Source organism: Nocardia sp. CA-128927 (assembly GCF_050955855.1).
Taxonomy (GTDB): domain Bacteria; phylum Actinomycetota; class Actinomycetes; order Mycobacteriales; family Mycobacteriaceae; genus Nocardia.
In genome coordinates this window covers 2054065-2071795 of record NZ_CP192087.1, presented here as the reverse complement: position 1 = coordinate 2071795, position 17731 = coordinate 2054065, and the positions used below count along the sequence as shown (strand labels likewise).

At 64.5% G+C, this 17731-nt stretch carries 15 protein-coding genes and 1 pseudogene; 9 read left to right on the top strand and 7 right to left on the bottom strand.

Translation table 11 applies throughout. The features are described 5' to 3' along the window. The first annotated feature begins 331 nt into the window (after positions 1-331). Complete coding sequence (locus ACQPW1_RS09765) at positions 332-559, top strand: hypothetical protein (protein WP_433662400.1); 228 nt, start codon at positions 332-334, stop codon at positions 557-559. 460 nt (positions 560-1019) lie between these two features. Here the strand turns inward: ACQPW1_RS09765 and ACQPW1_RS09760 are convergent. Further along, positions 1020-1543: pseudogene (locus tag ACQPW1_RS09760) on the bottom strand (chemotaxis protein CheB). A gap of 790 nt (positions 1544-2333) precedes the next feature. Between ACQPW1_RS09760 and ACQPW1_RS09755 the strand changes: the two are divergent. Together ACQPW1_RS09755 and ACQPW1_RS09750 are read left to right on the top strand one after the other, a co-directional pair. Next, the gene (locus tag ACQPW1_RS09755) at positions 2334-2795 is read left to right on the top strand and encodes a sigma factor (RefSeq protein ID WP_433662399.1); all 462 of its coding nucleotides are present in this window, start codon (positions 2334-2336) and stop codon (positions 2793-2795) included. Between the two features lie 247 nt (positions 2796-3042). Next, a complete protein-coding gene (locus ACQPW1_RS09750) occupies positions 3043-4254 on the top strand; it encodes a carbamoyl-phosphate synthase large subunit (protein ID WP_433662398.1) in 1212 nt (403 codons plus the stop codon). 48 nt (positions 4255-4302) lie between these two features. On the opposite strand, the gene ACQPW1_RS09745 is transcribed toward ACQPW1_RS09750, so the two are convergent. Continuing rightward, positions 4303-5010: a type 1 glutamine amidotransferase gene (locus tag ACQPW1_RS09745; RefSeq protein ID WP_433662397.1), complete on the bottom strand. Its 708-nt coding sequence runs from the start codon at positions 5008-5010 to the stop codon at positions 4303-4305. A gap of 277 nt (positions 5011-5287) precedes the next feature. Further along, entirely contained in the window at positions 5288-5773 is a 486-nt protein-coding gene (locus ACQPW1_RS09740) for an SRPBCC family protein (protein WP_433662396.1), read from the bottom strand. A 94-nt stretch (positions 5774-5867) separates the two neighbouring features. Here ACQPW1_RS09740 and ACQPW1_RS09735 point away from each other — a divergent pair, with 94 nt between their 5' ends. Both ACQPW1_RS09735 and ACQPW1_RS09730 read left to right on the top strand, forming a co-directional pair. Further along, complete coding sequence (locus ACQPW1_RS09735) at positions 5868-6554, top strand: TetR/AcrR family transcriptional regulator (RefSeq protein ID WP_433662395.1); 687 nt, start codon at positions 5868-5870, stop codon at positions 6552-6554. 253 nt (positions 6555-6807) lie between these two features. Next, complete coding sequence (locus ACQPW1_RS09730) at positions 6808-7428, top strand: NADPH-dependent F420 reductase (protein ID WP_433662394.1); 621 nt, start codon at positions 6808-6810, stop codon at positions 7426-7428. 526 nt (positions 7429-7954) lie between these two features. On the opposite strand, the gene accB is transcribed toward ACQPW1_RS09730, so the two are convergent. Next, positions 7955-8203: an acetyl-CoA carboxylase biotin carboxyl carrier protein gene (gene accB, locus ACQPW1_RS09725; protein WP_433662393.1), complete on the bottom strand. Its 249-nt coding sequence runs from the start codon at positions 8201-8203 to the stop codon at positions 7955-7957. 1357 nt (positions 8204-9560) lie between these two features. Continuing rightward, entirely contained in the window at positions 9561-10784 is a 1224-nt protein-coding gene (locus tag ACQPW1_RS09720; RefSeq protein ID WP_433654210.1) for an IS110 family transposase, read from the bottom strand. A gap of 280 nt (positions 10785-11064) precedes the next feature. Between ACQPW1_RS09720 and ltrA the strand changes: the two genes are divergently transcribed. Both ltrA and ACQPW1_RS09710 read left to right on the top strand, forming a co-directional pair. Next, positions 11065-12843 (top strand): group II intron reverse transcriptase/maturase, encoded by a 1779-nt coding sequence (gene ltrA / locus ACQPW1_RS09715; protein WP_433662340.1) that lies wholly within the window; start codon positions 11065-11067, stop codon positions 12841-12843. A gap of 128 nt (positions 12844-12971) precedes the next feature. Further along, the gene (locus ACQPW1_RS09710) at positions 12972-13136 is read left to right on the top strand and encodes a hypothetical protein (protein WP_433662392.1); all 165 of its coding nucleotides are present in this window, start codon (positions 12972-12974) and stop codon (positions 13134-13136) included. A 110-nt stretch (positions 13137-13246) separates the two neighbouring features. On the opposite strand, the gene ACQPW1_RS09705 is transcribed toward ACQPW1_RS09710, so the two are convergent. Further along, positions 13247-13870, bottom strand: coding sequence for a TetR/AcrR family transcriptional regulator (locus ACQPW1_RS09705; RefSeq protein WP_433662391.1), 624 nt, complete (start codon positions 13868-13870; stop codon positions 13247-13249). 177 nt (positions 13871-14047) lie between these two features. Between ACQPW1_RS09705 and ACQPW1_RS09700 the strand changes: the two genes are divergently transcribed. Beyond that, entirely contained in the window at positions 14048-14836 is a 789-nt protein-coding gene (locus ACQPW1_RS09700; RefSeq protein WP_433662390.1) for an SDR family oxidoreductase, read from the top strand. A 504-nt stretch (positions 14837-15340) separates the two neighbouring features. Next, on the top strand, positions 15341-15709 hold the full coding sequence (locus ACQPW1_RS09695) for a hypothetical protein (RefSeq protein ID WP_433662389.1): 369 nt from the start codon (positions 15341-15343) through the stop codon (positions 15707-15709). Positions 15710-15773: 64 nt separating this feature from the next. Here ACQPW1_RS09695 and ACQPW1_RS09690 read toward each other — a convergent pair whose 3' ends face one another. Continuing rightward, positions 15774-17126, bottom strand: a complete 1353-nt coding sequence (locus ACQPW1_RS09690) for a histidine-type phosphatase (RefSeq protein WP_433662388.1) — start codon at positions 17124-17126, stop codon at positions 15774-15776. Between the last annotated feature and the right edge of the window lie 605 nt (positions 17127-17731).

The window sequence follows — 17731 nt, the reverse complement described above, 5'->3', positions numbered from 1 at the left end:
GTTGTGGAACACGTGAACTTTCGGTCGGCCGGTCGGTGCCGAGGGTTTGTGCTGTTCGGGTGCCTCGCGGGCGGGCCTTCGTGGCTCCGAGGCCAGGGCTGTGGGTTCGAATAACGTGACATATCCTCCACTCGAGGTAGTGCCTGCGTATGAGTACTGGCAGTCCCGAGGTCCATTTTCCTACTGGACCTCGGGATTTTTTCATTGGCGACCTCGGTCTGATGGGTCCATCTGATCGGCGTCCGAACGCACTGAAATGCCGATGAGCGTGCGACCCGCTGGGTCGTTTGAAGATCAACGGGCAGAGGTCATCTCGGGCAAACTCTCTCGCATGAGTCCCGATGGCACAGCCGTGAAGTTCTTGCTCGACAATCTGTGCGTCAAACTGGGTTTCTGTCTGCCAATGGACGAACAGATCAGATTGTGCGCATCGCCGCCCACCAGCGTCGACTCGTTTACTGACGCCGTTTTCGCCGCCGAGGGCATGGACCCGCACGCGGACAAGCACCTTCGTGAGTTGGTCCGTCAGCAGGTGTTGCGCACCTTCCGGCATGGATAGGGCGGGGTTCGGCGTGCGCGAAGACGATCGGCCCATCTTCGAACGCACTATCTTGCCACTGGGCGCGCGCGGTCGTTGACCGAGATGCACAGTGGGTCAAGACATCCGATATAGCCGATTATGTGGTGTTCGCAGCTCGGCGAGTCCGAGCCATTTTGCTGCCGCACAACCGATATCGAGCCGCAGTCGCACGCGGCCCGGAGGCCTCCGGTCACGAACTACGACTTCGTTCGGTCGCACGCCGGTACGACGGCTGTGACTCATGGCCCCTACCTGGTCGAATATGCGAGTGTCGTGCTGGTTCACGGTGACGACCAGTCCCTCGGGTGGTTTGCCCCGCATACGTGAAGCACCCAGGGCTTTGGAAGCGTCCACGCTGTCCAAGTACCCGGATTCGATCCAAACCGTATGGCCGACAATGGTTTCGACCCGAGGGTGTGCTCGATGGTGGCCGCGACGGTCACGTCCCTGCCGGAGTGTGCTCGAGTAGTCCGCAGATCACCGCGCCGATCTCGGCGAGGGAGAGCACGAAGTCAACAGATCCAGTGTCCACCGCCGACTGGGGCATACCGGCGAACTCGGCAGTCTGCGGATCCTGAGCGATCGTGATGCCGCCGTGCGACTTCACCGCATCCACCCCGGTGGCGCCGTCGCGGCCGGTGCCGCTGAGCACGCAGGCGATGACGCTGCGCCCGTAGGCATCTGCTACCGATTCGAACAGCAGATCAGCCGAAGGCCGCAGAAAATGGACGAGTTCGCTCCTCGACAGCGCCAGGATCGCTCCCGATGAGACAAGCAGGTGCCGGTCGGGTGGCGCCAGATATACGGTGCCCGCTTCGGCACGCTCGCCGTCCTCGGCCAGCTTGACAGGAAGCCTCGTAGCGCGGGCGAGGACCTTGGCAAGGATGGTGGGTGGCGCCGATCAAGGTGCTGGACCACGAGCACCGGCACCGCCAGATCCGCGCCCAGTCCACCCAGGACCACGCTCAGGGCGTGGATCCCACCGGCCGAAGCCGCAATGGCAACGACCGCGTAGCCCTGCGATACATGCCGATCGGGCGTCCCACGATCAGCCTCGGCCACGCCGAGGCCCCACGGTATCGTTTACCCGCATCGTCGCGGCACGGGTTTCGTCGCCTGTTTCCGGTCGAGCCTTTTCCGATGTGCCCATCTGACAAGCCCTTTCGTGCCCTGCTACCGGCGTTACGGTACCGACAATGCCCACCGGCCGCCGCGTCGCAGCTATAGCTCTTCACTGTAGACCTACGTCGTTGACATAAGTTGATGGAAGGCGTCTACTGGCGGGACAAAGATTCGAGCGAAGGCTTCGAGGATGATCACCATGAAGGATCGACACCCGTGGTCACGGCCTCCCCGAACAAGACAACCCTGCTCACTACGGCGATGCCGCTGATAAGAGGCATCCGGCAAAGCCGCCGGGCAGGGATCCGATAGTCGACCAGTCCCCGTGGGCGCAGCCCGGGTCGGCTATTCGGAGGTGAGTCGACCGGTGCCGGGCCGGTCGACACCCCCAGGCAATCACGCTCCCCGAGAATCGCATCCAACGACGTCGACGTCAGTCCCAAGGTGAACAACCGCACCTTCCCGATCCAGCCCATGACAAGAGGCAACAATGGATGTCCAGGTCTTATCGGTAGTGCCTACCTCCGCCCGGGCACCATGCACTCGCCGCGGCACCGACAGCTACCACGACATCGAGCCGTTGTTCTGCGAGCTCGTAGCTCTCGATGCTGAGGACCCCCGCCGAGAAGCCTTGCGGGAACAGCTGATCCGACGATGCCGGCCGCTGGCCGAGCACATCGCCGGCAAGTTCGCGGGGCGCGGCGAGAGCTTCGACAACCTGCTCCACGTCGCCCGGGTTGCAATGGTGAGCGCCGTCCATCACTTCGACCCAGCCCCCGGATCGTCGTTTCTGGCTTTTGCCACACCGACCATCATCGGCGAAGTACGCCACCACCTCCGCGACTCCACCTGCACCGGCCGGGTACAACGACAGCGCGAGGAAATCCAGCAAACGATCGCCCCCGCGATCGACACCCTGTCTCAAAGACTAGGGCGCATTCCCACCGCTGCCGAACTCGCCGAAGAACTTGCCGTTGACCTGGTCGAGGTCACCCAGGCGATCATCACCCGCGACTCCTACCGGACCTCTTCGATCGACCACCACACTGAACTCGTTGTGCGAGCGGGCATTACACGACCGACGGGGACATAGGCGTGCTATAGCACGATATCCGGTCGGCGAACTGGCTACCCAACGATGCCCGACGTTTCGGCGCCGCCTGAAGTCGACAACAAGGTCGATATCAGCGAAATTATCACTGCCGCACTGAAATTGGCGCGGTCCCATTCAATCGACGGGATATCGGCCTAGACTAGTGACCAGAAACCCGGTCGCGGCACGGTTCGCCCCACTCACGTGGCGTTTATCTACGTTGCGAGTTCAACAGCGAGATAACCCCATGAAAATACTGATCACCAGCTCGCGGATGCCGTTCGCGCTGGCCATGGTGCGGAAGCTCGCGGGCGAGGGCCGCGAGATCTACGCCGCCGATGATCACTTCCTGTCACCGGGGAACCATTCGAAGTACCTCGCGGGTCATTTCGTGTATCCCTCGCCGCGCAGCGACACGGCGGGCTTCCTCTGCGAGCTCGAGCGGATCGTTCGTGAGCACGAGATCGACGTGATCATCCCGACTTACGAAGAGGTCTTTTACATCGCGACCCAAATCGAGCGGCTAAGTCGGGCCGCGACCGTCTTTGCCTCGCCGTTCGCCACGCTGGCCCGTCTGCATAACAAGGGGGCATTCGAGCGGCTGGTCAAGCAGCTCGGGCTGCCGATTCCCGAGACAGTCCTGGTGACCTCCGACAGCGAGCTACGCGAGGCGATCGACCGTCTCGACAGGTATTTCGCACGCGGAGTGTTCTCACGCGGCGGAGTGTGCTGTCTGACCAATACCGGTCCGCTGGCCGACGCGCTGGAGATAGACGAGGTCCACCCCACGCCGGTGTCGCCCTGGCTGGTGCAGCCCTACCTGGACGGTGAGACGGTCTGCACCTACAGCACCGTTCATCAGGGCCGAGTCAGCGCTCATCTGATGTACCGGATCCCTCGACAACGTAGGCACAGCACGGGCATCCAGTTCGAGGCGATCGACGCGACGACGTCGCTGAAGTTGATCGAGCCGATCGTGGCCGAGCTGGACTACACCGGCCAGATCTCCTTCGACTTCATGATCACCGACGACGGCCTGAGCTTCATCGAGTGCAATCCCCGCGCCACCGACGGCCTGCTGCTGATGCCCCGAGAAGAGCTGGCGGCGGGGCTGCTCGCCCCGCGGGCCGAGACGTTCGTGCTCGAACCCGGCGACCAAGTACAGCTCGCGCTCGCTGTGCTGGCCGACGGATTCGCCGATCGCCTGCACCACCTACCCGAGTCCATCGACGAGCTCGCGCAGGTGCGCGATGCCGGTAGCGGCTGGCACGACCCGCTGCCCACCATGTACTCGGTGCTGGCGATGTGCCATTCCGTCGGCCAGAGCTTCCGTGAGCACATGGGCCAGTTGGTGAGCCTCGCCGGCGACATGAACTGGGACGGCGAGCACATCGACGGAATGTCGCAGCAGGACGCGATGCTACTCACCGGCGTACCCTCACCGTCTGAAGAACCGTAAGACGACACCCGACCTCGCCCACTGCACCGGGCACTGGCCGCAAGCGCGTCAGCCTGAAGGAAATATCCGATCCAAGTAGCCCGCGACGAGCGTGTCCGCGCGACCACGGGCCGCGACGGCCTGCCGATCAGTCTCTGCGAGTAGCTCGACTGGATCGGCCACGTCCGGATGGGCTCGCGTCGTTTCCGCGTTGTTCAACCAGCGTCTGATTCCGGCTGTGGTCACCTCCGGATGAAACTGCACGCCGAGGCTGCGACCGATCCGGAATGCCTGCACGGCAGCCGCGTTCCTGGCCAGTTCGATAGCGCCCGGCGGCGGGGTAAAGCTGTCGTAGTGCCATTGGAACCACGGCCCAGCCGGGATCAACGCCGGGACATCGGAATCGATACGCACCCAACCGACCTCGGGATCCGCCGACCTGGCAACCGAACCGCCCAGCGCCCGCGCCAGCACCTGCGCGCCGAAACAGATCCCGAGCACGGCACCGCCGGCCGCTACCGCCCCGGACAGCCACCGCCGCTCGGGCGTCAGCCATCGGCCGATGCCCGCGTCGTCATAGGCGGCCCACGGCGCGCCCAGCACCACCAATAGGTCGTAGGTCGAACTGTCCGGAAAGGAAACCTCGATATTCGGTGAGTCATGCTGATCCGCGGGCACTACCAGGAATTCGTCCACCTGCCAGCCCCGATCAGACAGTGCGTCGCCGATCAGGCCGGTGGACGACCTGGCATCGTGCAATACACACAGTGCACGCACGGTGACTCCTGTCGAACAGCGATAACGCGGATCGGGGAACCGCTGGATCGCGAGAACACCCTGGCCAACCCGATAGTGAACTTGTGCTGACCGATGTCGCAGTACCGCTTCGAGGCTACGCCGAGCATCAGGCCGCGCGAAAGGACGCGCTGACCGCCTCACACACGAGAGCCACTCTGCGAGCGATTTGGCCGAACCATCTCGCGTGCTGGCTACACTCGGCACGAGTGACCTGTAAAAAGCCGATGAGCGGTGTTTGACGCTGGGTCTTGCCGGCTCAGGACAGTTCTTTCGGCCGCAGTGCGCTGCCGGGATTCAGGTGCCCGTCGGGTCCGAGGTCGGCGAGCAGGGCGGGCAGGCCGGTCGTGAGCATCGTGCGGCGAACCCTGCCCAGCAGTGTGGACAGCAGGTAGCCGCCGATGCCGGTGTATCCGATGTGGTCGTAGGTGAAGCGGGTGCCATCGGCGTGCGGTTGCAGCCGGTAGGTCACCGTGGTCAGCTGACCGCCCTCGCCGCTGGTCCATGTGTAGCGGAACAGGTGCGGTGGGTCGATGTCGAGTACTTCGCAATCGACGATGCCGTTCCAGCCAGGGGTCGGCTTGCCGATGAACTGGAACGTGGTGCCCGGTTGTGGCCGGAAGCCGACGGGGCGGCCCCCTCGCCCGGTGGCGGTCCACAGCGGGACCAGCTCCGGGTCGGTGACCGCGCGCCAGACCTGGATCGGGGGGTAGGGGTAATCGCGAACGATGTGGATGTGGCTCATAGGGCGCTCCTGATTGAACAACAGAGATGGTCAAGAATTTTCTGTCACTGTAAAAATAATAGCAAAACTTACAGTGGCTGTAATATTCATGTCTGTGGCTGATCCGAAGGTGCCCGAAGCGATCGCGGTGGAGGGTGTGCGGGCGAGGAAGAAACGGTTGATGCGCCGGCAACTGTCGGACACCGCAACCGCGATGTTCCTCGCGCGAGGGTTCGATGCCGTCAAGGTCTCGGAGGTGGCCGCGGCGTGCGGCGTCTCGGAGAAGACGGTGTTCAACTACTTCCCGAGCAAGGAAGCGCTTATCCTAGACCGCCTCGAGCCCGCGGTCGATTCAATCTGCGACAGCCTGGCCGCAGCCCAAAACGCCCCTGTCGCAACCTTTTCGGAGCTCCTCGAGCGTGAAACCCGTGGCATTACCGCTTCGCTGTCAGCGGGCAACGCCCAGGACGCCGCTCGGATCCGCCGCTTCGGCGTCCTCTTGCGCAACACCCCCGCGTTGCGCGCCTACCAGAGCGAAATGATGGGCCACGTCGCCGCAGCGATCGCAGCAACGCTCGCCACCCGGGCCGGACTGACCGCCGACGATCCCGAACCACAGATCGCCGCGCACGCACTACTCAGCCTGTGGCGCGTGCAAGCCGATAGCCTGCACCGGCACCTCACCGAGAACCCTCGCCCCGAACTCGTCTACGACGCGGTGATCGCGGACGTCCGCCGCGCCGCCCGACTGCTCGAAATCGGTCTCGGCGCATGGGTGCCGGACGAACGCACGCTTCTGTAGCCGCGTGCCGCACTGTGCGAAACGGCCTCGGACGATCAGCACGGCGGAGCGGGCGCCAGCAGCCTGAAGCGGCAGTCAGGGGCCTTGGTTTCAGCGCCGAATAACGGGCAATAACGGTTATGTCGCGGATGAGCCGGATGCGGCGCCGCCTGACAAGCGGCAGATGTCCCAGCATGTCGGCGCCGACGAGCTGAGCCTGACCCGGGACGAACGAGACCTAGCGCAAGATCGAGACCACAGAAGAGAGCTCATCATGAGCAGCATCAGCATCATCGGCTCGGGGAACATGGCCAGCGCCATCGGCGCCCTGGCCGTCAAGGGCGGCAATGCCGTCGAGGTCATGGGTCGCGATGCGGCCAAGACCGCGTCCCTGGCCAGGGCACTCGGCAACGGCGCTACGGCCGGCACGTGGGGCGACGCCCCGACCGGCGAGATCGTCATCCTCGCCGTGCTGTTCGACAGCGCCGTGCCGGTCGTCAGCCAGTACGGGGACGCGCTGGCCGGCAAGATCATCGTCGACATCACCAACCCCTTCAACCCCAGCGGCACCGGGCTGGCCGTCCCTGACGACACCTCCGTCGCGCAAATGGTCGCCAAGGCCGCCCCCGCAAGCGCCCATGTCGTCAAGGCGTTCAACACTCTCTTCCGTGACGTCCTGGCCGCGGGCGGTCCGCTGGACGTGTTCATGGCCGGCGATGACGCGCAGGCCAAGGCGAGCCTGTCAGCGTTCATCAAGAGCCTCGGACTGCGCCCGCGGGACACCGGCGACCTGAGCATGGCGCACTGGCTGGAGGGCGCAGGCCTGCTGTCAGTAGGCCTGGGCCAGCATGGCGTGGGGGACTTCAACTTCTCCCTCGGCGTCAACGTCGGCTGAGCTCGCCGCTGGATCCAGCACGCGGATTCGGCATGCGGCCCCATCGCGGTTGACAGGTTCGCGCCTGCGCCGGACGGCACCGCAGCAGTTGGGATGGCGTTGTCGATGAACACGACTGCGGCGGTGGCGAAGGTTTCGGAGTTGGGGACTCGGTTGCGGCCGAGGCGCCATCCAAGAGCAGCGCCAGTTGTTCGCCGAGCTGTTCGGGGTTGGTGGCGCCGGCCTCGCGCGCGGTTTCGATGAGCCGCGCGGCGAAGGCTTTCTTGTAGTCGCGGGCGTGTACGCGTGTCGGGTGGCCCGCGTCGTGGAGTTCGACGGACACCGCGATGAACCGGCACAGGGGCGCGTGGATGTCGAAGGCGGCGAGGAACCGTTCGCGCGGCGTGAGACGGTGCGGTCGAACACTTCGGACAGGCTGGCTAACAGCACTTCCCAACGCGCGCACATAGCCGATGTGCGAGCGTTTTCGGTCAATGCTTCTGGGGTCTCCGCTGCCGTCCGGGGCGACGGCCCACTGTGGTCCGAACTATCCGAGGATGAACAAGGGCTGGCCGAACTCCACCGGTTGACCATCCTCGACGAGGATCTTTTTGACCTCCCCGGGCACGTCGGTCTCGATCTCGTTCAGAATCTCCATAGCCTCGATGATGCACACGGTTGCACCCGGTTTGACCTCGGATCCCACCTCGACAAAGGGCGGAGAGCCTGGGGGCGAAGAGCGATAGAAGTTGCCGACCATCGGAGATTTGACGGTGCGACCTTCGGGGAGCAACATGTTCTAACTCCAATGCGATCGGGTTACGGGTTCAACGGAGCAACCACGTGTCGCGTCGGCGACGAGGCGACGTAACGGACCCCGCGCGGTCAAAGATATCGCTAGTCCGTTCCCGCCCAGTTGGATTGGTTGAATGAGTCCACGATAGAGGCAACCGCCACCGCGCTAGACCGATTTCGCGCAGCCATGGCGAGAAGGGTGCCAGCGAACCGCTGGTGACAGCGTATTTGCCGGTCGGCTCCAGCAAGCTTCGGTCATCCGGCGGCGCGGGCCGGCCTACAAGGTCAAGCCGATCCTCGCCCTGGGGACTCAGTCGGAAGTGTCGAAGATCAACCAAGGCAAAAGCATGGGAGTCACCGAATGGCTGGTCAAGCCGTTCGACCCGCCGAGTCTCCTTGCCGCCGTCCGTCGTCTCGTGAGGTGAGTTTCACAAGCGCGTGAACTCCCAGTGAACCGTCCCGAGTTCGGCTCCGGCTCCGAGCTCAGGACGGTTCGCATGCGCGAAAACGGTTGTATCGCAATGCATATCACTCGATCCTGCCGGTTCGCTGATTCTCCGTTGAGTCGCGTCATGGGACACGCACCGTTGTGGGTGACCGGCTGGAAATCTGCATCCGGTGGCCAGCACCCGAACGTCCGCTTCTGCCGCGGAGCGCGCGTTCCGAGCGGATGGTGGCCGCCCTCGAACCGGCGGGCCACCCACGCTTCTGAAACGTCCGGATCTGCCGTTGCGACACGAGGTCACACGATGCGAGTGAACTCGCAGATAGGAGGGCCGAACTTGGTTTCGGCTGTGTGAGTTCCGGGTGCGTGCTCGATGCCCGGCCCCGCTCTGACGTGCGTTGCTGGTAACGGCAGGGTGCGAAGCTCAGAGGAACGCCGAAGGGTCTCCGTTCCATCCGGGGGCCACGGGCCAGGGGCAGGCCGGACGGGTGAATTGCGTGAACCTTCGTTGATGTCTCGTAAAGCGGGCCCTGTCGATGGATGAAGTGTTGGCAGGGGGTAGGGGCTGGCCGTTGGGAAGCGGCAGGCGCCGGTCGGGGACGGCACTCGACCGGGAGAGCACCGCCGTCCCCGGGATATAGGAGGCACCCTCCCCGGTCGTATCTCGCGCGTGTGGAACGTGGTAACCCCGACGGGGTCCGGGCATCGAATGTTGGTGTCGGGTAGGCCGACTGTGAGGAAAGCTGAACTCCCCGAGCGGGATCGGGATGGCCCGAGAAGCGAATGCCGGTGGCCGAAAGGCAACGGGAAACCACGACGGTAGTTACTGGCCCCTCCGCTGGTGCGTGGTGGATAACCGGCCGGATACCGGACCATGTGTCCGGACTCGAAAGACATCCCAGGAGCTTGAATGTCAAGCAGCGGACTGCTGAGCTGGGTCGGGCCAGGCTGTGGTCTCGTTGTAGAGGGTTCCGGTTTTGAGGCAGCCGTGCAGGATCCCGACGAGTCGGTTGGCGAGCTGGCGTAGCGCGGCGTAGTGACCGACACCGCGGGCTCGCTGACGGTCGTAGTAGTCGCGGGCGCCCCGGGACCACATCAGCGCGGATTGCGCCTGGGTGGTGAGGGCGTCGATGAGCCGGTCGTTGTGTACGAACCGGGCCAGGGCGACCTTCTTCTTGCCCGACGCGCGGGTGATCGGGGAGGTGCCCGCGTAGTTCTTGCGGGCTTTGGCGCTGCGGTAGCGGTCGGGGTCGTCACCGAACTCTGCGAGCACCCGGGCACCGAGGACCTGTCCCAAACCGGGCTGGGACGCGATGATCTCAGCGGCCGGGTGCTGCCCAAAATGCGCCTCGACCTGCCCCTGCAACGTCTTGATCTGGGTGTTGAGGACAGTCAGGACCGCCAGCAGCGCCTGGACCGAGGCTGCGTAGGCCTGCGCCACGACCTCGGGCTGGCCGAGCTGCTCGCTGCGCAGTGCGGCCGCAATAGCGGTGGCTTTGTCGGCGACGTTGCGGCGGCGCGCCCGCTTCAACGCGGCACTGATCTGGGGGATCGTGAGCCGGGCCGCCGCAGCTGGGGTGGGTGCTTTGGCGAGCAGTTCCAGGGTGTCGGCGGCGTCGAGGTCGTCGAACGCGGCCAGCGCGGCGGGGAAGTAGTCACGCAGAGCGTGACGCAACCGCTGGGTGTGGCGAGTTCGGTCCCAGATCATCGTCTTGTGAGCACGGGCCACCACCTTCACGGCCTCGGCTCGCGCGGAATCCCCAGCGACAGGTCGCAATTCGTGGGAATGGGTGCGGACCATATCCGCCAGCACGTGAGCGTCACCAGCGTCGCTTTTGGCACCCGAGACTCCCAGCCGGTCCCGAAACCTGGCCGCCTGCAATGGATTCACCGCCAGTACCGTGTATCCGGCGGCGACCAGCGCCCCGACCCAGGGACCGCGGTCGGTCTCGATCCCGACCAGGACCTCGACCTCGTCGGCGTCGTCGACCAGGCCGCCGAGGATCGCGTGCAGTCTCGCCATTCCGGCGACGCCCTCGGGCACGCGCGTTTTGGCCAGGCGGCGCCCGGCGGTGTCCATCACCTCCACGTCGTGGTGGTCTTCAGCCCAGTCATCTCCTACGAACAGTCGCAACAATCCTCCAATTGCTAATGCCGATCACCGTCGAGCAGCCAGCAGGAGAACCATCAGCGACCTAATCAAGCAGTGCTCACGCCCATTCGGGCGGGCACGACATCCCAGCAGCGATCAACTCTCCCGGCCTACCGGCAGGGGCACGGTCTTTCTCCAGGACTCGAAGTCCAGGGTGCGAAAGTGCTCACCTACCGGCCGGCTACTACCAGGAGTGTGCCGGATAGCTCACTCCCAGAACTGATTAGGGTGCTGACGCGGGCCAGGTGAGCCTGTGAGGTATTGGTTGACAACGACACTGGAACCGACGGACAAGTTGGATACCGGATCGGCGCGAGCTGTGATGGTGAACGGACCGGAGGACGGCGAATTCGATTGGGCCGCGCTGGATTGGCGGGCCGTCGAGAACAACGTACGGCGTTTGCGGCAACGGATCTTCACGGCGACGCAGGCAGGGAACTGGAAACGGGTCCGCAACCTGCAAAAGCTGATGCTCCGCTCGCGCGCGAACACGCTGATCAGCGTGCGGCGGGTGACGGAGATCAATGCCGGTCGCAAGACCCCGGGCATCGACGGGCAGGTCATCTCGACCGGCCCGGAGAAGGTGGAACTGACGCGGTGGGTTCACCGCCAAGTGAAACCGTGGACGGCCCGGCCGGTCAAGCGGGTGTATATCCCCAAGGCCAACGGGAAGCGGCGGGCACTGGGCATTCCGGTGATCGTGGATCGGGTGCTGCAAGCGCGGGTGGTCAACGCGCTGGAACCGGAGTGGGAGGCCCGATTCGAACCGAGATCCTATGGATTTCGGCCGGGTCGCGGCTGCCACGACGCGATCGAGGCCATCTTCCAGGTGGCCAAGGGCACCAACCCGGGACGCCAGTGGGTGCTCGACGCCGACCTGAGGGCGGCGTTCGACCGCATCGACCACGACAGCCTGCTCGATCAGATCGGCGGATTCCCTGCCAGCAGGAGTATTCGGCGATGGCTCAGGGCCGGAGTGGTCGACAACGGGCAGTTCACTGCCACCGAGGCGGGAACACCGCAAGGTGGGGTGGTCAGCCCCGTGCTGCTGAACGTGGCCCTGCACGGAATGGAGCAGGCCGCCGGAGTCCGATATGCGCGTGTCGATGCTAATTCATTGGTGGCGCAACGGAATTCCCCGGTGCTGATCAGATATGCCGACGACCTGGTCGCCCTCTGTCACTCCAGGCAGCAGGCCGAACAGATCAAAGCACAGCTTGCCGCATGGCTGAATCCACGGGGACTGGCCTTCAACGAGGACAAGACACGCATCGCCCACCTCGACGAGGGCTTCGATTTCCTCGGGTTCAACGTCCGCCGCTATCGCGGCACGCTGCTGATCAAACCGAGCAAAGCGGCACTGAGACGGATCCGGGAACGGCTGCGCACCGAAATATGGTCCCTGCGGGGATCCAATGCGGCCGCAGTGATTTCACGGCTCAACCCCATCATCGGGGGCTGGGCCGCCTATTACCGGAGCGTGGTATCCAGTGAGGAATTCAACGATCTGGATCACTACCTGTGGAAGCTCATCTACAAATGGGCCAAACACAGCCACCCGAACAAGCCGACGCGGTGGATCGTTCGCCGCTACTTCGGTGCGTTCAACACATCCCGGCGAGATCGGTGGGTGTTCGGTGACCGCGTCAGCGGCGCTTACCTGCTGAAATTCGCCTGGACCAGGATTGTCCGGCACCAGATGGTCAAGGGCACCGCATCGGTCGATGATCCCGCCCTAACCGACTACTGGAAAACCCGGCGGCGCAAAGGAATACGGCTTCCCATCGACAGCACCCGACTGCGGCTGCTCCAAACGCAGCACGGTCGCTGCCCGCGATGCGGTGAGTTGCTCCTGCACGCCGAGCATCCGCCACAAACCCCGGCCGAATGGGAACAGTGGCTGGCGGCTACCCGCAAGGCAATCACCAACAACGCCATCACCTTACGGGACCGGGCACCGGACCAATCCGAACTCCGTCTCATCCACACACGCTGCCACCCCCGGCAGCCCGGCACACCATCAGCCCGCCAAGGGCTTGCTTGAGCCGGATGCATGGAAATCGTGCACGTCCGGTTCTGAGGGGGGCCGGGCGCAGTAATGCGCTCGGCCTACCCGGCAATATCGTGCCCTCTTCAGGGCTTTGGAATGATGCAGATTGAGAAGTCCGGCGTGTGCGTGGCGTTGTCGACGTTGCCCGTAGCGCGGCAAAGGAATTAGCGGTCGAAGCCTCGATGCTGTCGGTGCGGCTGCCCGGCGACGCTGCGCCGCAGCCTGCCGCGGTGGACCAACATCCGGCAATGCCGCGACCCACGCGTTGGGCAGACGAGACCGACTGAGGCTCAGGACATCCCACAATATGGTGTCGCCGAAGCGGCCTTGGCGCGTTGATCTTTGGACTTCGTCCACACAGGTGTGCCGCAGCGCACCCGGCCGTACGGCAACGCCGCTATGGGGGGTGGGGGTCCGGTGCTGAGTTCAGAGCATTCAGCCATAGATGGGTGAGGGTTGCCGCGGTGTCGTCGAGTGAGGCTCCGGCCTTCGATGCCTGATAGAAGGAGCGTTCGGTCATCCAGACGAGCGCGGTCGTGATGGCATGCGCTCCGGTCGGGCCGTCGTCGTCGGGCAGTCCGGCGCGTTCGGCGATGGCGCGGGTGATGTCGCGGATCGCGGTGACGGCCGAATGCCAGCACTCGCCGATGGCGGGGACGGTGGGAGTGAGTTCGACGGCGGCGCGCATGACGTCGCCGTGGTCGCGCCACATGTCGCGGGTCTGGTCGATGCTGCGGTGCAGGGCGAGCGCCGGTTCGCCGGAGGCGTCGGCGGCTTCGATTTCCGTACGTAGCGTGGCCACGGTTCGTTCGACCAGGGCGGCAAGGACCGCGTTCTTGGAGGCGAAGTAGAAGTAGAACGCGCCCCGGGTGATGCCCACCGCCTTGGTGATCGTCTCGATCGTCATCCGGTCGAATCCGATGGTGTCCAACTGTTTTTCGGCGGCGTCGAGGATGGCTAGCTCGCGCTGGTCACCCTTGGTGGGCGCGGTGCGGCGGCGGGTGGATCCGGTCTCGGGCACGCACCCCACTCTACCTTCGGGCAATTATTTTCGACACTGTGTCAATTTTACCTATCGGAGTGTAGATTCTGTGGCGTCACCGACCGAACCGCATGGCGCATACCGATCTCGCCCAACCCCGGCTAGCGGCCGTTACAGTGCGCAGATTTTCAACCTGTAGTTCAAGATAGGAATCCCATGGATCTCGAATTGACCGGCAAGACCGCCGTCGTTACCGGTGCCAGCCGTGGCATGGGGCTTGCCATTGCGCAGGCGTTGACCGACGAGGGTGTCCTCGTGGTCGGGGGCGCTCGAACGATCACGCCGGAACTCGAAAAGGTCACCGTCGCAGCAGTTTCCGCCGATCTTGCCACACCGGAGGGCGTGACCGCCCTGATGGACGCGGCGCTCACCGAACTGGGCGGGATCGACATCCTGATCAACAATGTCGGGAGCCTGGACGCGGACAGAATCGATCTCGGCGGATTTCTCGATATCACCGACGACCTATGGCGGCATACGCTCGACCGCAATCTGTTCAGCGCGATCTGGGCCAGCCGGGCCGCACTGCCGAGCCTGCTGGAGCGACGCGGCGCGATCGTCACCATCTCCTCGATCAACGCCCGCTGGCCGTCGAGCGGGCCGGTCGGCTACAGCGAGGCGAAGGCGGCACTGACCGCATTCAGTAAGCGACTCAGCGAGGAGTTCGGGCCGCGTGGCGTGCGCGTCAACACTGTCTCCCCGGGCGTGGTCGGCACCCGCGTGTGGCGGGATCCGAAGCATTTGGGCGCCCAGCTCGCCGCGGCTAACGGCGCCACTCACGAGGACTTCCTGGCGGCCCTTCCCCAGCAGATCGCCATGGCCTCCGACCGAATCACCGAGCCCGAGGAGGTGGCCGCCCTGGTCACCTTCCTGGTCTCCGGCAAGGCCACCAACATCATCGGCGCGGACTACATCATCGACGGCGGGACGGTGAAGACCATCTGAGCAGATTCGGCGGATCGCCGCTGTGAAGTGCGCGGCGATCCGCCCGTCCGGTTTGTCCCGCGGCCTCGCCTGGTGCCCGGTTGTCAACCGAATTCGAGCACGCCCCGATGTCGAACGCACTCGCGACGCCCGTTCTACTCCTATGACTCTGTTGGTGCGGCGTACTTACCCGAACGAATGCGCGCTCATGCCGCAACCCGCGCGTGTTCGATGGCCTCGATGACGTCGTCGAGCATGCTCTGCTTGCGCCAGGAGGTGGGTGCGACGGCGCGTCGCTGAAGCGCAGAAGGCACTGCGCTTCAGCGACGCTCGTATCCGAACTGGCGCAACCCGTTGCTCGTGCGAAGCGATGCACCACCAAACATTCGGAGTCACTGCCTGGTCGGATTGCTCAACATCTCTAGGACGTCTCCATGCGGGTGATGTCCGGCATCGTTGAGCATGGTTACTTCGTCCGAGCACAACCCGGTCCGCGCCACGGGCGCGGGAAATCATGCAGGCCGCGTGGGCGCTGGCGCCAGTTGCCAGACCGTCATCGACGATCACCGCCGTGACACCATCCAACGGCAGGCACGCGTGATCGCGGCGGTACCGGTCGACGCTGCGGTGCAACTGGTATTGCTGCTCGCGGGTCACCGCGAGGCATTCTGGCTCGGAAACCACTGCGCGAGCCATCATTTCGTCGTCGATGATGCGGACCCCGTCCTCGCCCAGCGCGCCGAACACCAGCCACGGCCGATCGAGGACAGTCAGTTTGCGTACGTGGCCGAACCGTTCAACGGAGTTTTCGGCATGGCGTTCCGGATCTGGTCCGGGCAGTGTCGATGGAAGCTCCGGAGGCGGTCGCGGTATTCGGCAGCTGCGGCGATCTGACGTACCGGGAGTTGGAGTTGCGATCGGATAGCGTCGCACGGGTGCTGCGTGTGACGGCGCGCCGTCACGACGTGGCGTGTCTGCCGAAGCAACGTTGGAGTTCGTCGAGGCGGTAGAAGGTGCTGCCGGGTTGGATTGGCGCGCAACCGGGTTGGAAGGCGGTCTGTTTCTCGTTGTAGAGCATGCGCACGATGTAGTCGCTGCCGCGCTGGTACATGTCCCATTGGATGTTCGCCGCCATGGGGGCGACAAGTGCACCGCGCCAGGGGTTGTCGGCTTGGGTGAACAGTTGTTCCGGCGGCGTCGGTTGGGTGCTGCCGGGTAGCTTCATTCGCGCGGCGAGCGGAATGATCTCCTCGGCGTGGGTGAAACGGAATTCGGCGCCCAGATTGCTTGTGCCTGCGCGTTTCTCCTCGAGTTTGGCGAAGAGATCGTCGAGCAGGACATCGGCCATGCGATAGGTGATGTCGTCGCCAGCGAACGCGGGGCCCTTTCGGTAGAACTCTTCGGCGTCCGACAGGTAGCCGAGCCACTGCGCGTTCTCGCCGTCGATAACGCGGTCGAATTGCCAGGTGCCTTCGCTGCTCATCGAGGGGGTGATGGCGTAGAGATCGTAGATCACTCGTGCGGCTTGGACCTCGTCGGTGACGTGTGTGCCGTCGGTGGCGACGAAGTCGTAGTTACCGGCGGCCAGCCGATCGACGAAGGGCGGCGCGAAGATTCGGCGTAAGACACTGTTGGCTACTTGGTGCGTGCGGGGTTGATCGACTATACGGCGCAGTGCGTCCGCGAGGCGCGGGTCGTTGTCCAGATAGTTCTGGTACTGCGCATTGTTCTTATGGAAGTACAGCAGGTCCCGGTCTGTCCTCGCCGGCTCGATCGAGGCGGCGACGGCGGGATCGGCCTTGGCCAGGGCCTGGGCGAACACGCGGCCACTGTCGACCGCACGATCTTTGCCGGAGGTCACCACGGCGATGTGCTCCTTGCCCGCCGAGATCTGATCGAACAGTTCCGGAAGCCGTTGGTACACACGGGTTGCCAACCCCTGGTGCTCCTGAACGCCGCGGCGGGTGAGGTTGCCGTAGCCAAGGGTGTTCGTAACGGCGTGCAGCGACCGGACGTCGTCGCCGACTTGCTGCCCCAGCGTCGTCAACGCGTTCTCGCTCGCCGCTTGATCCCACATGCGCAGGGCGAGTTCGTCGTACTTGCTGCTGGACAGTGCGCGCGAGCCATGCCGGGAAACGTGTTGGGTGAACACCGGCCGGAATCCCGCAGGGGGCGGCTGGTAAGTCGCCGGATCCTGTTGCTGGGCATAGGGTTGCTTGGTTCCGTAGGGGAGAAATGAGACGTCGCTGGGAGGAGTCTCTGCCGCTGCTAGGCCGGGGAGGGCTGCGACAAGCACTACTATCGTCGACACGACCTTCGTCCATGTAGTGATCACGAATCAATGGTCGGTGGGGAGAATGAACAGCCGGGGGCGGCCTGCTGTCCGTGCCGTGTCGCCCACACGGATCATCATCGCCTAATCTGTTGTGGGCCAGTAGGTTTCGAATGGGAGCGAGCCAATCTGGCCAGATAACGCTGGCCACGCCTCAGCAGGGCCCGCCGTGGGCTCAGTGTCCCGCGGCGGTGAGCTGGTGATCCGCTTCGAGCAGCATCCAGCCGCTCAGCTGTACCGAGAGATCGCGGCTCAGATTTGCCGACGGAGTGGACGAGTACGCAAGCTGGGGAAAGGTTCCCGGTGGCGCTGGCACCATGACCGGGGGTCCAGTCCATACCGAACAGTGGTAGCCCGTCCACCTCGGCGCGGTTTTTCCAGGCCGCCCGCGCGGAAGTGTGCACGATATTCGCGGCGGTGGTATCGCCAAGGGACAGTGCGGCTTCCGCGAGATATCTGGCGAGGATACCCTGAACAACCCGGAGTCGTCCCCGGTGGCCGCGGTGATCACCCCCGCGTCCGTGAGTCCGTCCCCCGACGCGGCAATGAGGGCTGCCGCGCGCCTGTGATGGCCAGATTCGCCT

What these genes read in the sequence shown, in the direction of transcription:
- ACQPW1_RS09765 (WP_433662400.1), top strand. Translation starts at nt 332, where the DNA reads ATGAGTCCCGATGGCACAGCCGTGAAGTTCTTGCTCGACAATCTGTGC.
- ACQPW1_RS09750 (WP_433662398.1), top strand. Translation starts at nt 3,043, where the DNA reads ATGAAAATACTGATCACCAGCTCGCGGATGCCGTTCGCGCTGGCCATG.
- ACQPW1_RS09740 (WP_433662396.1), bottom strand. Translation starts at nt 5,773, where the DNA reads ATGAGCCACATCCACATCGTTCGCGATTACCCCTACCCCCCGATCCAG.
- ACQPW1_RS09730 (WP_433662394.1), top strand. Translation starts at nt 6,808, where the DNA reads ATGAGCAGCATCAGCATCATCGGCTCGGGGAACATGGCCAGCGCCATC.
- accB (WP_433662393.1), bottom strand. Translation starts at nt 8,203, where the DNA reads ATGTTGCTCCCCGAAGGTCGCACCGTCAAATCTCCGATGGTCGGCAAC.
- ACQPW1_RS09700 (WP_433662390.1), top strand. Translation starts at nt 14,048, where the DNA reads ATGGATCTCGAATTGACCGGCAAGACCGCCGTCGTTACCGGTGCCAGC.